Annotated in this window: 2 protein-coding genes; both read right to left on the bottom strand. The window is 70.5% G+C overall.

All coding sequences use genetic code 11. From position 1 onward, the window contains the following. Nucleotides 1-63: 63 nt before the first annotated feature. A complete protein-coding gene (locus ON34_RS13825; RefSeq protein ID WP_040779430.1) occupies nucleotides 64-1,056 on the bottom strand; it encodes a daunorubicin resistance protein DrrA family ABC transporter ATP-binding protein in 993 nt (330 codons plus the stop codon). Further along, nucleotides 1,053-14,597: a non-ribosomal peptide synthetase gene (locus tag ON34_RS13830; protein ID WP_051022534.1), complete on the bottom strand. Its 13,545-nt coding sequence runs from the start codon at nucleotides 14,595-14,597 to the stop codon at nucleotides 1,053-1,055. Before ON34_RS13830 ends, ON34_RS13825 begins: the two co-directional genes overlap by 4 nt. Nucleotides 14,598-15,023 lie beyond the last annotated feature (426 nt).

A 15,023-nucleotide genomic window follows, 5' to 3' on the forward strand; every position in this document is an offset into this window, starting at 1 on the left:
GCAGTGCTGCGGGTTTCATCTCCGGCTCCGCTTTCGGGGTCGCCTCCCGGACCACTGCGGTACTCACGACATGATCTCCTCTTGTACGTCGTCGGATTCCGGGTTCGTGACAGCCGCGCCGCCCGGTTTGCCGGTGATGGAAAGGAAGACGTCGTCCAGGCTCGGCCGGTGCACGTTCGCGTCGACCACGCAGACGCCCGCGTCATCGAGTCGGCGCAGCGCTTCCACCATGGTGCGCGAGCCGTCGCCGACCACCACCGACACCTCGTCGGTCCCGGCCTCGTGACCGGGTTCGCCGACGCCGATCTGCGCCAGCACCGCCAGCGCGGGCTCGGCGGCCTGGCCCGCGGCCAGCGTCACGGTCAGCCGGTCGCCGCCGATGGAGGTCTTCAGCTCGTCGGCCGAGCCGCGCGCGATGACCCGCCCGTGGTCGATGACGGTGATGCGGTCGGCCAGCAGGTCGGCCTCTTCCAGGTACTGCGTCGTGAGCAGCACCGTGGTGCCGTCGTCGACGAGATCGCCGATGACACGCCACATGTCCAGCCTGCCGCGCGGGTCCAGACCGGTGGTCGGCTCGTCCAGCACCACCACGGCCGGTCGGGCGACCAGCGCGCCGGCCAGGTCGAGGCGACGGGCCATGCCGCCGGAGTAGGTGCCCGCCCTGCGATGCGCGGCGTACTCGAGCCCGAGCGCGCCGAGCAACTCCTCCGCCCGAGCGGACGCCTGCCGCGGCGACATCCCGTACAACCGCGCGACCATGCGCAAGTTCTCGTAGCCGGAGAGGTTGGCGTCGACGGCGGCGTACTGGCCGGACAGGCCGATCCGCTTGCGCGCCGCGGCGGGATCGCGCAGCACATCGACACCCGCGACGCGCACCGACCCGGCGCACGGTTTCAGCAGCGTGGTGACGATCCGCACGGTCGTCGTCTTGCCCGCGCCGTTCGGTCCGAGCAGGCCCATCACCGTGCCGGTGGGGATCTGCAGGTCGACCTCGTCCAGCACCCGGACCCGGCCGTAGTTCTTCACCAGGCCGGTCACCTCCACCGCGAAACTCACGACGTCACCTCGCCGGCACCGGGCTTCGTCGGGTCCAGCCACGTGCGCAGCACCGGCCCGATCACCGCCAAGGCTTCCGGGGTGGTCATCGCGGAGTGCTTGCAGCGCAGCTCGTGATCGTGGATGGCGCCGGTGACGTACGGCTGCCAGGAGCTGGCCCGCCGTTCCGGGTGGGACCGGTTGACCTCGTCGTCGCCCGCGGTGAAGAACACCAGGTCGCCGTCGAAGACGCCGGGCTGGAAGCCGTGCGCTTGCACCGCACCGTCGTGGTAGCCGGTGTAGAGCCGCTCCAGATGCTCGACGGTCAACGCCGCGAACGGTCCGGACCGGGCGCGCAGCAGGTCCGCCGCGTCGCGCAGGCTCATCTCCGGGTCGATCTCCGCGCCGAGCTCGTCGCTGCCGAGCTCGTCGACGATCTCGGCGACACTGGGAGTCGCGTGCTCGAGCAAGTCGTCCGAGAGCCGGTAGCTGTCCATCATCGACAGCAACGCGACCTCGTCACCGGCCTGCTGCAGCTGCACCGCCATCTCGTGCGCGATCAGGCCGCCGAGCGACCAGCCGAGCAGGTGGTAGGGCCCCTCGGGCTGGATCGTCTTGATCGCCTCCACGTAGTGGCTCGCCGCCTCGGCGATCGACCCGTAGCCGTCCTCCCCCGCGACGTGCGGAGCCTGCAACCCGTACACCGGGCGGTCCGGCGCCAGGTGCGCGAGCAGCCCCGAATAGCACCAGGCCAACCCGATCGCCGGGTGGACGCAGAACAGCGGTGCCTGGCCCGGCGCCGTGCTCGGCCGGATCGGCAGCACCGGTTCCAGCACCGAGGCGACCGCGGCGGAGGAGGTCTCGCCCGCGCGATCGAGGCGTGCGGCGATGGCCGCGGGGGTCGCGTCGCCGAACATCAACTGCACCGGCAGGTCGATGCCCGATTCCCTCAGGTGGGCGACCACTTTCGTGGCCAGCAGCGAGTTGCCGCCGAGTTCGAAGAACCCGTCGTCCGCGCCGACCGACGCCGCACCGAGTACCTCGGCGAACGCCGCGCACAGCGCCGCCTCCGTCGGGGTGGACGGTGCGCGGTAGCCCTTGCTGGCGGAGAAGACCGGCTCGGGCAGCTTCGCGCGATCCAGTTTGCCCACCGGGCTCAGCGGTACCTCGTCGAGCAGCATGATCGACTGCGGGACCATGTAGTTCGGCACCTGCCCGGCCAGATGCTCGGTCAGCTCCGTTGCGGTGAGCGTGACACCGTCACGCGGCTTCACATACGACACCAGCGCCGTCGCGCCCGCGGGGGTGCGGTGCCCGATCGTGGTGGAGAACGCCACCGCGCCGTGGCGCCCGAGCGCGGCGTCGATCTCCCCGAGCTCGATACGGAAGCCGCGGATCTTCACCTGGTGATCGGTGCGGCCGACGTACTCGATCTCCTGCGCGGAGTCCGCCGCAGGCTCGTTGTCCCTCGATCCGGTCCACCACCGCACCAGGTCACCGGTCCGGTACATCCGCTCCCCTGGCTTTCCGAACGGATTGGCGACGAACCGCTGCGCGGTCAGGCCAGGGCGGTTCAGGTAACCGCGCGCCAGCGCGTCTCCCGCCAGGTGCAATTCACCGGTGACCCCGACGGGTGCGGGATGCAGGCGCGCGTCCAGGATGGCCGCGTTGACGCCTCGGATGGGGCCGCCGATGGTGATCGGCCCGCCGGGCTCCATCGGCTGCGAGATCACCGTGACGATGGTGGTCTCGGTGGGCCCGTACACGTTGTACAGGTTGCGGCCGGGCGCCCACCTGGTCACCAGGTCCGGCGGCAACGCCTCGCCGCCGACCAGCACGTGCTGGAACTCGGTGACCCCGGTGGGGTCGACCGTGCCCAGGGCCGCGGTGGTGATGAACGCGTGGGTGATCCGCTCCTGGATGAGCATCCGCCGCAGATCTTCACCGCCGACCACGCCCGGGGGCGTGATCACCAGGGTCGCCGCACCGCCGAGGGCCAGCAGCAGATCGAGCATCGCGGCGTCGAAACTCGGTGTGGCGAAGTGCAGCACGCGGCAGCCCGGCTCGACATCGAACCGCTGCGCGGTCTCGGCGGCGAAGTTGGACAACCCGCCGTGGGTGACCACGACGCCCTTCGGCGTGCCGGTCGAGCCGGAGGTGTAGACCACGTATGCCGGGTTGTCGATCCGCAGCGGCGCGGGGCGTTCGGCGTCGGTGATCGGCGCGTCCGGCGCGTCGAGCACCAGCCCGCGGAACTGCGGGTCGTCCAGCACGATCCACTCCGTGCCCTCGGGCAGCTCGCCGCGGTAGCCCGACAGCGTGATACCCAGCGCCGCAACGGAATCCGACAGCATGTGCGCGATGCGCTGGTGCGGGTACAGCGGGTCGACCGGCACGAACGCCGCCCCGGCCTTGGCCACCGCCAGCATCGTGGCCACCGACTCGACCGACCGCGGAATGCCCAGGGCCACTAGTGTTTCCGGCCCCACGCCGCGCCGGATGAGCACCCGTGCGAGCCGGTTGGTCCAGCGGTCGAGCGCACCGTAGGTCACCTCGGTGCCGTCGGAGACCAGAGCGACCGCGGCGCGGTCGACGTCGGCCGCCTGCTCGAACACCTCGGGGAAGGTGACCGGCCGGTCCGGCTTCGCACCGCGCACCGGAGCCAGTCCGGACCATTCGGCGGGATCGAGCAGTTCCAGATCGCCCACCGCGGTGGTCGGATTGGCGGCGATTGCCGCGAGCAGCCGAGTCAGTCGCTTGCCGAGACGCCGCGCGGTCGACTCGTCGAACAGGTCCGTCGCGTAGTTCACCGCGACGCTGATACCGGCCGGGTCGCGGTGCGCGGTCTGCGCTTCGGTCAGCGTGAACTGGAGGTCGAACTTGGCGACTCCGGTGTCCGAGTCGGCCGCCTCGATCCGCAGCCGCGGCAGGTCGAGTCCGCCCACCGGCTCGTTGCGGACCGACAGCATCACCTGGAACATCGGGTGGTGCGCCTGGGATCTGGCCGGGTTGAGCACCTCGACCAGCCGCTCGAACGGCACGTCGGCGTTGGCGAAGGCGTCCAGGTCGGTTTCGCGCACGGTGTGCAGCAGATCGGTGAACCGGGCGTTCGGGTCGATCCGCGTGCGCAGCACCAGCGTGTTGACGAACATGCCGACCATCCGGTCCAGCGCGGGGTGACCGCGGCCCGCGATCGGCGAGCCGATCGTGATGTCGTCGGTGGCGGTCATACGGTGCAGCAGGACCGCGAGCGCGGCGTGCAGCACCATGAACAGGCTGACATTGTTGCTGCCCGCGATCGCCTGCAATTCGCGGTGGGTGACCGGGTCCACCGCGCACTCGACGGTGCCACCCCGATAGGACGGCGTGGGCGGGCGCGGGCGGTCGGCCGGGACGGTCAGCAACTCGGGGATGCCCTCCAAGGTGCGCCGCCAGTAGTCGAGCTGCCTGCTCACCAGCGAGTCCGGGTCGTCCTCGGTGCCGAGCAGGTCCTGCTGCCACAGGGTGTAATCGGCGTATTGGACCTCCGGCTCGGGCCAGTCGGGCGCGACGCCCGCGCACGCCGCGCGGTAGGCGACGGCGACGTCGGCGGCCATCGGTTCCAGCGACCAGCCGTCCATCGCGATGTGGTGCACGACCAGCACCAGGACGTGCTCCTCGGATACGCCGGCCACGCCGGTCGACAGCGAGAACAGCGCCGCGCGGATCGGGACGGCGGCGGCGAGGTCGAATCCCGGTGCGGCGAAGCGGCGTACGGCGTCCTCGACCTGGTCGGGCGCCACCGTCGCGCGCTGCAGCGAGATCGCCGCGTCCTCCTGGTCGAGGACGACCTGGACGGGTGCGCCGTCGACCTCAGGGAACACCGTGCGCAGCGTTTCGTGCCTGGCCTGCACCGCGTGCAGCGCGGAGACGAGCGCGTCGACGTTCAGGCGGCCGGTCATGCGCAAGACGAGCGGGATGTTGTACGCGCCCGCCGACCGATCCGCGACCGAGGCGCCGCCGGCGTTGAATCGGTTGAGGAACCACAGCCGCCGCTGTGCGGCCGACAGCGGGATCCGCTCCGGACGACTCCGGCGCACCAGCGCGGGACGTCCCTCGTCGGAGTGCGCGCCCGCGTCCAGCAGTTCGGCGAGATCGGCGACCGTCGGCGTGGCGAACACGGTGCGCACGGCGAGCCGCACGTTCGTCGCGGCGGCCAGCCGGGCGACGAGTTGGGTTGCCAGCAGCGAGTTTCCGCCGATGTCGAAGAAGCTGTCCTCGGCACCGACGCCCGACACGCCGACCAGCTCGCCCATCACCCGGGCGACCAGGCGCTCGGTGTCGGTGCGCGGCTCGCGGCTCGCGGTGTCGGCGACGAGCCGCGGTTCCGGCAGCGCCTTGGTGTCCAGCTTGCCGACGGGCGTCAGCGGGATGGTGTCCAGCACTGTGATGCTCGCTGGCACCATGTGCGCGGGCAGGCGCCGCGCGAGGGCGGCACGCACCGCCCCGACGTCGACGCCGGCTTTGCGATCGGCGGGCTGGATGTACGCGACGATCCGGTCGGCGTCCGCGATGCGGCGTACCTCGGTGTGCGCGAACCGCACCGCGGGATGGTCGAAGAGCGCGGCGGTGATCTCGCCGAGTTCGATGCGGAACCCGCGCATCTTCACCTGGTGATCGCTGCGGCCCAGGTAGACCAGCTCTCCGGCCGCGTTCCAGCGCACGATGTCACCGGTTCGGTACATCCTGGCGCCGGCGGGGCCGTACGGGTCGGCCACGAAACGCGCAGCGGTGAGCCCGAATCGGTCGAAGTATCCGCGTGCCATGCCAAGGCCGCCGAGGTACAGCTCGCCCGGCACGCCGACCGGCACCGGACGCAACCGCTCGTCGAGCACCAACGCCCTGGCACCCCGCACCAGGGTGCCGATGGTGATCGGCTCGCCGACGCGCATCGGGCTCGACGCACTCACGACGATCGTGGTCTCGGTGGGCCCGTAGCCGTTGCGCAGCATCCGGCCCGGCGCCCAGCGGGCCACCAGATCCGGGGCGCATGCCTCGCCGCCGATCATCAGCGAACGCAGATGCGGCAGCGACCAGTGCTCGTGGTCGATGGTGGCCAGGGCCGCGGTGGTCATGAAGGTGTGAGTGACCCGCTCGCGTTCCAACAGGGCGGCCAACTCGTCGCCGCCGTAGATGTCCGGCGGGCAGACCACCATGGCCGCACCGGCACCCACCGCCAGCACCAGGTCGAACACCGCCGCGTCGAAGCTCGGCGTGGAGAAGTGCAGCGTGCGAGAGTGCTCGTCGACACCCATGCGGTCGCGAACCTCGTCGGCGAAGTTGGACAGACCGGCGTGGGTGACCGCGACGCCCTTGGGGACGCCGGTCGATCCGGAGGTGTAGATCAGGTAGGCGAGGTCGGACACGTGGGTGGCGCGCACCCGGTCCATGTCGCCGATCGGCGCTGCCTCGTATCCGCCCAATTCGTCGGCGAATTCGGCGCTGTCCAGCAGCAGCCACTCGGTGTCCACGTCCGCCGGGGAGCTCGCACGCAGTCGCTCGGCGTGCTCGTCGGCCGTGATGCCGATCGAGCAGCCGGAGTCGCTGAGCATGTGCCGAACCCGATCGGCCGGGTACTTCGGGTCGACCGGCACGAACGCGGCGCCGGACTTGGCCACGGCGAGCATCGCGACGACCGAATCGATCGACCGGGTGAGGCCGAGCGCGACCCGGTCCTCCGCCCCGAGCCCGCGGGCGATCAACGCGCGCGCCAAACGGTTCGAGCGCTGATCGACCTCGGCGTAGGTCAGCGATGTGGCGTCAGAGCACAGGGCCGGGTGGTCTGGATACCTGCGCGCGGTGGCGGTGAAGAAGTCACCCAGCGTGCTCGGCGGGGAAACCGGGCCGCCCTTCGCGGGGGCGAGGGTGCGGCGCTCGCGTTCGGTGCGCGCGTCGATGTCGCGCACCAGCACCTGCGGATCGGCGGTGACGGCGGCGAGCACCCGCAGGAACCGGTCGGCCAGTGTCTCGATCGTCGCCTCGTCGAAAAGTTCGGCGGCATAGACGAATTCGAAGCTGCCCGGATCGCCGAGGTGTGCTCCGGCGTCGAAACCGATGTTCGCGACGCGCAACTCCAGGTCGAATTTCGCCAGCGCGATATCCAAGGGCTCCGCGCGCAGCGCGAGGCCGGGCAGCTCCAGCGTCGGCACGGGGCCGTCCTGCACGCTCAGCGCCACCTGGAACAGCGGGTGCCGGCCCGACGAGCGGGACTCGCGGCCGAGTTCCTCCACGATGCGCTCGAACGGGATGTCGGCGTGCGCCATCGCGGCCAGCTCGGTGTCGCGGTCGGCGCGCAGCAAGTCGGCGAAGCCACGGTCGGGGTCCACGTCCGAGCGCAGCACCAGCGTGTTCACGAACATGCCGACCAGCTCGTCGAGCTTGGTGTCGGTTCGGCCGGCCACCGGTGTGCCGATCACGATGTCGCGGCCGCCGGTGACGCAGCGCAGCAGCACCGCGAAGGCCGAACGCAGCACCATGAACTTGCTCACGCCCTGGTCGCGGGCGATCTCGGAAAGTCTGCGCTGCACCGGCTCCGGCACCGTGAAACGCACGGTTCCGGCCCGCTGGGTCGGCTCCGTGGGGCGCGGCCGGTCGTAGGGCATCGGCAGCTGGTCGGGAATGTCGGCCAGCGCTCTCCGCCAGTACTCCAACTGGGTGCTCGCCACACTGGCCGGGTCGTCCTCGGCGCCGAGGCAGGCGCGCTGCCAGAGCCCGAAGTCGGCGTACTGCACCGGAAGCGGAGCCCACGACGGCGCATCGCCCTCGTGCCGTGCCGCATACGCGGTCGCGAGGTCCTTGGTCAGCGGGCCGAGCGACCAACCGTCGGCGGCGATGTGGTGCACCACGATGCCGAGCAGATAGCGCTCGGGCGAGGTGCGCAGCAGCGACACACGCACCGGCGTCTGCCGGGTGAGGTCGAAACCGGTGTGCGCCAAGGCTTCCAGCGCGGCTTTGGCACCGGAATCGTCGATGTCGGTCGCCACCACGTCCGGCACCGCCCGCTCGACCGGCAACACCACCTGCTGGGCGCCTTCGGCGTCCTCCGGGAACACGGTGCGCAGCACTTCATGTCGCCGCACCAGGTCGGCGAGCGCGGCGCGCAAGGCAGGCACGTCCAGCTCACCGGCGATGCGGATCACGAAAGCGATGTTGTAGGCGCTCGATTCGGGCGCATATCTGTTGAGGAACCACAACCGCTGCTGCGGCAGCGACAATGGGATACGTCCCGGACGCGGCGTCTGCACCGCCAGCGCCGGCCGCCGCGTCCGGGGCGCCGCGGCCAGCTGCTCGGCGACCCCGGCGACGGTGGGCATCTCGAAGATCGACCGCACCGGCAGCTCCACGCCGAACTTCGCGTGGATCGCCGCCGCGAGCCTGGTGGCCAGCAGCGAGTTGCCGCCGAGATCGAAGAAGCTGTCCTCCGCGCCGGTGACCGGGCGGCCGAGGACATCGCCGAACACGCCCGCGACCTGCAACTCCAGCTCGGTGCTCGGCGCACGGGAGGTGCCCGAAGCCGCGAACACCGGCTCCGGCAACGCCTTGCGGTCCAGCTTGCCCGCCGGAGTGACCGGAACCTCGTCCAGCACGGCGATCGACGCGGGCACCATGTAGCCGGGCAGCTGCTGGCGCACGGTCTCCAGAACGGCCTTCGGCTCGACCGGCCGGTCGGCCGTCACGTAGGAGGCCAGCCGTACCTGGCCGCGCTCGTCGGTGTGCACCACGGTCAGCGCGAAGCGGACGCCGGGATGCATGCGCAGCGCGTGGTCGACCTCGCGCAGTTCGATGCGGAAACCGCGGATCTTGATCTGGTCGTCGGCGCGTCCGAGGAAGCGCAACTGTCCCGACCGCTCCAGGACCACCAGATCGCCGGTGCGGTACATGCGTTCGCCGCGCCTGCCGTGCGGGTTGGCCACGAATCGCTGCGCGGTCAGGCCGAAGCGGCCGAGGTACCCGCGGGCGATGCCGGGGCCGGAGACGTACAGTTCGCCCGGCGTGCCCGGCGGCACCGGGTGCAGGCGGTTGTCCAGCACGAACAGCCGCATGCCGCGCACCGGCATGCCGAGCGGCACCGGGCGACCCGGCGCCATCGGCCCGGACGCGGTCGCGGCGACGGTGGCCTCCGACGGGCCGTACATGTTGTGCATGCGATGTCCGGCGGTCCAGGTCTCGACCAGTTCCTCAGAGCATGCGTCACCGCCGACGATGACCGCCTGGAGGTCGTCGAGCCCCTCGTTCGGCACGGTGGCCAGCGCGGCGGGCGTCACGAACGCGTGCGTCACCCGCTCCTCGCGCAGCAGACCGGCCAGTTCGGCGCCGCCGTACATGCCCGCGGGGGCGATCACCATGGTGGCGCCCGCGGCGAAGCAGAGCAGCATCTCCAGTACCGACGCGTCGAAGCTGGGTGAGGAGAAGTGCAGCGTGCGCGCCGCGTCCGAGACGCCGAACAGGTAGGTCTGCTCGGCGGCGAGCGAGGCGATGCCCGCGTGCGTGACGACGACCGCCTTGGGCGTGCCGGTGGAGCCGGAGGTGTAGATCAGGTAGGCCGGTTGGCTCACCCGCATCGGCTGGTGTCGCTCGGCGTCGGTGATCGGATCCGCCGGATAACCGGCGAGTTCGGCGGCCAATTCGTCGGAGCCGAGCACCAGCCAGTCGACCTGCGATTTGCGGTGCCTGCCCTGCGCCTGCGGCCAGGCGGGCATGGCGGCCAGGCTCGCGGAGTCGGTCAGGCCGACCATGGCGCCGGAGTCGCCGATCATGTGCGCGATCCGCTCACCGGGGTAGCTCGGGTCGATCGGCACGTAGGCCGCACCGGTCTTGGCGACGGCCCACACGGCGGTGATCGCGTCCAGGCCGCGTGGCAGTGCGATCGCGACGACCATCTCGGGACCGGCGCCGTGTTCGATGAGGGCGCGGGCCAGGGTGTTCGAGCGCTCGTCGAGTTCCCGGTAGGTGGTGTCGGCGCCCAGGTAGCGCACCGCCACCGCGTCCGGCAGCCGCTCGGCGGTGCCGGTGAGCAACGTGGCCAGGGTGATCGGCGACTCGGCCGGTGCGCCGCCGAGGGGCACCAGGTTCTCGGTTTCCTTGCGGTCCAGGATGGGCAGGTCGCCCACCGGCAGCTCGGGCGCGGCCACACCCCCGCTCAGCATCGCGACGAACCGGCGCGCGAACGACCGCACCGTGCTCTGATCGAAAACATCGGTGGCATAACCGAATTCGGCCGACAGCGGCCCATCGCCGGTGTCGTCGTGCACAACCAGCTGCAAGTCGAATTTCGCGACGTCCGTGGCGATCGGCAGCACCCGAGCGCGCACGCCGGGCAGTTCGATGCGCAGATCCGGCGCGTGATCGTAGGACAGCATCACCTGGAACAGCGGATGGCGCGACGGCGAGCGCTCCGGGTTGACCACCTCGACCAGCCGCTCGAACGGCACGTCGGCGTTGGCGAAGGCGTTGAGGTCGGCCTCGCGGACCACGTCCAGCATCCGGTCGAAGCCGGCGGCCGGGTCGACCTCGGTGCGCAGCACCAGCGTGTTGACGAACATGCCGACCAGATCGTCCAGCGCCGGGTCCGAACGACCCGCGATGGGCGTGCCGATCGCGATGTCCCCGCTCGCGCACAGCCGCGACAGCAGTGTGGCCAGGGCCGCGTGCAGCACCATGAACATGCTCACGCCGCGGCTGGACGCCAATTCGACCGCGGCACGGCGGATCTCGGCCGGAATGGTGAAATCGACGCGGCCGCCCACGGTGGATCTGTGCAGCGGGCGCGGCCGGTCCAGCGGTAGGTCGAGTTGGTCGGGTAATCCGGCCAGCGCCGAGCGCCAATGCGTCAGCTGACGACTGAGCGCACTGGCCGGATCGGATTCCTCGCCGAGCAGTTCGCGCTGCCAGAGCGCGAAGTCGGCGTACTGCACCGGCAGATCGGTCCACTGCGGCGCGGCGCCGTCGGCGCGCGCGGACACCGCGGTCATCAGGTCCCGGGCCAGTGGCGCGATGGACCAGCCGTCGCCGCAGATGTGATGCAGCACGATGAGGAACACGTGCTGCTGCGGCCCGGTGCGATACAGCGCGACCCGGATCGGGGCCTGACTGCGCAGATCGAAACCGTAGCCGGCGTATTCGGTGGCCAGCGCGTCCACGTCGGCGCCGGTGGCCTCGATCGGGTCGAGCATCAGCGGAATCGCGTCGGCCGGGTGGATCAGCTGGTAGGGCCCCTCCGGCGACTCCGGGAAGGTGGTGCGCAGGCTCTCGTGCCGTTCGATGACGTCGACCAGGCCCGCGCGCAGCGCCGCCACGTCCAGCGGACCGTCGAGCTCGACGGCCAGCGGCATGTTGTAGGCGGCGGCGTGCTCGGAGAACCGGTTGAGGATCCACAAGCGCTGCTGTGCCTGGGACAGCGGGATCCGGTCCGGCCGCTCGGCGGGCGTCAGCCGCGGCGACGACGCGTCGGAGGTCTGCATGGCGAAACGCTGGGTGAGCGCCGCGATCGTCGAGGCCTCGAACAGATCGCGAATGGTCAGCGCGGTGCCGAGCGCGGCGTTGATCCTGGCCACCGCGCGCGCGGCGATGAGCGAGTTGCCGCCCATCTCGAAAAAGCTGTCCTCGACACCGATCTCGGTGTCCAAGACCTCCGCGAAGATGCTCGCGAGCACCCGCTCCACCTCGGTGCGCGGCTCGGCCACCGGCCGAATCGGACGGGTGCCGACCGCGGGCGCGGGCAACGCTTTGCGATCGATCTTGCCGTTGGCGTTCAGCGGCAGTTCGTCGAGCTGCATCAGCGCGGAGGGCACCATGTACCCCGGCAGTGTGCGCCGCAGGCCGGTCAGCAGCGCGGCGGTGTCCAGGCGGACATCGCCGTCCGCGTGCTTGGCCGCGACGACGTAGGCGACCAGCTCGTCGCCGGTGCGCCCGGTATGCGCCACGCAGACCGCGCGGGCCACCCCCGGGTCGTCGAGCAGCGCGGCCTCGATCTCCCCGAGTTCGATGCGCAAGCCGCGGATCTTGACCTGGAAGTCGCTGCGGCCCAGGTATTCCAGCACGCCCGGCTCGTCGCCGGAGCGGCCGACCTGCCACCGCGCCAGGTCACCGGTGCGATACATCCGGGCGCCGGGGGTGAACGGGTTGGCCACGAATCGGTCCGCGGTCAACCGCGGTTGTCGCAGGTAGCCGCGGGCCAATTGGACACCGGCGAGGTACAGTTCGCCGACCGCGCCGGGCGGGACCGGTTGCAGCCGCGAATCCAGTACGTAGGTCTGGGTGTTCCACACCGGCGAGCCGATCGGCACGCTGCCTGCGTCCGGTGCGCAAGGCCAGTAGGTGACGTCAACGGCGGCTTCGGTGGGGCCGTACAGGTTGTGCAGCTCGCAGGTGGGTAATGCGGCGTAGAACTCGCGGACGGCGGCGGCGGGTAAGGCCTCGCCGCTGCAGAACACCCGGCGCAGGCCGGTGCAGCCGCTCAGGTCGGCCTCGGTGACGAACACCGACAGCATCGACGGCACGAAATGCGCTGTGGTGATGCCTTTTTCCGCGATGACGCGGGCGAGGTAGGCCGGGTCGCGGTGGCCGTCGGGTGCGGCGACCACCAGGCGTGCGCCGATCTGCAAGGGCCAGAAGAATTCCCACACCGACACATCGAAGGTCGCTGGTGTCTTCTGCAGCACCGCGTCGGTGCGGTCGAGCGGGTACTCGTGCTGCATCCAGCGCAGGCGGTTGACGATCGCGGCGTGCGTGACGCCGACGCCCTTGGGCTTTCCGGTCGAGCCGGAGGTGAAGATCACGTACGCGAGGTGATCGGGGCGCAGTTCGCCGCGGCGGTCGGCGTCGGTGATCGGCGCGGCGTCGAAGCCGGATACCCGGGCGGTGTCGATGTCCAGCCTCGGCGCGACCTCGGGCAGGTCGAGTTCGTCGCGTGCCGCGGTGAGCACGCACAGCGGTTCGGCGTGACGCAGGATCTGCCCGATCCGCCCGGCGGGATGCTCCGGATCCAGCGGCAGGTACGCCGCGCCCGCCTGGACGATCGCGTACATGCCGACGACCAGATCGACGCTGCGGCGCAGGCACAGCGCGACCGTGGTATCCGGACCGGCGCCGCGGGCGATGAGCAGCCGGGCCAGGCGGTTGGCGCGCGCGTGCAGTTCGGCGTAGGTCAGCGCCTCGTCGCCGAACTCGAGCGCGATCGTGTCCGGATCGGCCGCGGCGCGCTCGGCGAACAGGCTCGCGAGCGTGCCGTCCTGCCGGGGCGTCTCGGTGGCGTTCCAGGCCCGCAGGACCTGGTCCCGCTCGAGGTCGGTGATCGCGACGAGCGATTCGGTGGGCGTCTGCGGATCGGCCTCCAGAAACCGGCCGAGGAAGTCCAGGTAGCGCGCGTGATGCACGCCGACCTCGGCGTCACTGTAGAGCCGGGGATTGGCTTCGAAGTCGACGCGGAGGCGGTCGCCGGCGCCGTTGTAGACGTTGATCGACAGATCCTCGACCGGCCCGGTGGCCAGCACGTGGATCGAGCCGACCAGATCGCCGAACCGCAGCTCGTTGTGGAACAGCATCAGGTTGACCATCGGCCCGAAGAATCCGCGCGCGTCGCGGGAGTAGCCGCTGTCGCGCCGGATGTCCTCGTGGCGGTAGCGCTGATGACGCAGCGCGCCGGTGATCTGCAGTTCGGCCGCTTTCACCAGGTCGGCGACCGTGGTGGAGTCGTCCATCCGCAACCGGATCGGCACGACGTTGGAGACGACGCCCGCCGAGCGGCGCAGCGACACCGTGGTGCGCGCCGAGACCGGCAGGCTCAAGACCACGTCGCGGTTGCCGGTCACCGACCGCACATACGCCGCCAGCGCCGCGACGAACATCGCGGCGTCGGTCGTGTCGCACGCGGCGGTCGCCGCTTCCAGCGCGGCGTGGCGCTCGTCGTCGAGCACGGCGGTGGCGAGTCTGCGACCAGCGTCGTGCGTGGCGGCGGTGAGCCGAGCGCCACCCAGCGTGACCGGCTCGCCGACCCCGGACAGCTGCTCGAGCCAGTATTCGCGGTCGTTGTGGAATCGGCTGGAGCTGTGGTAGCGCGCCTCGTCGGCGTAGATCTCGGCCAGCGGGTTCGCACGCGAGGCGATCGGCTCGGTCTGATTCTCCAACGCCGTGTAGATCTCCGCCGTGCGGGTGAGCGCGTTCATCGCGCCGTAGCCGTCGATGGCGATGTGGTGGGCGCAGGAATACCAGATGTAGTGGGACTCCCCGATCCGAAGCACCGCGTTGGAGGTCAGCGGGTCGCGCTCCAGATCGATCGGCGAGTTCGTGTGCTCGTGCATCCAGCGCAGCGCCGCCGCGTGTGGATCGGGCTCCGAGCGCAGGTCGATGCGGGCCCAGCCGGGCCGGTGCACCGGATCGACGAGCTGGTACGGACTGCCGTCGATCTCCACCACGCGAACCTGGCCGACCTGGGTCTCGGCACCGAACCGCTCGATCGAGTACAGCAGCCGTCCCTCATCCAGATCACCGTGGATCTCGACGTACTGCGAAATCGTCAGCGGCACGTCGGGGCGGATGCGCTGCGCGTACCAGAGAGCCGTCTGTGCGGGTGACAGAGCAAACGGTTGTGCCGAAAATTCGCCGGATGAACATTGGTCGACGCGATCCGTGGCCAATGAACTCATCAATCACTCCGTTCTGCCGCTATTGACGCAACTCCCCGAGCACCATCACAGCAAGCGCACGCGCGCCAGCCGGGACGTGATCCACGCCCTATGATTCGGAGCATCACATCAGCCGGATTGCCAGCGTTTTGGATTTGTTTCACATCCAACGCCCTTGGCAGAAGGCCATTTTGGTTGGTTACATTTCCGCAAACATTGCGACTCGATGCGGTCGAGCCAAAAGGAAACAGCACCTGACCAGACCGTCCGATGCTACTCCGACGCTCAGTGGAGTTATCGAGCTAACGCCGCGCAACGCAACACCGC

It is taken from the genome of Nocardia pneumoniae NBRC 100136 (assembly GCF_000308755.1).
Taxonomy (GTDB): domain Bacteria; phylum Actinomycetota; class Actinomycetes; order Mycobacteriales; family Mycobacteriaceae; genus Nocardia; species Nocardia pneumoniae.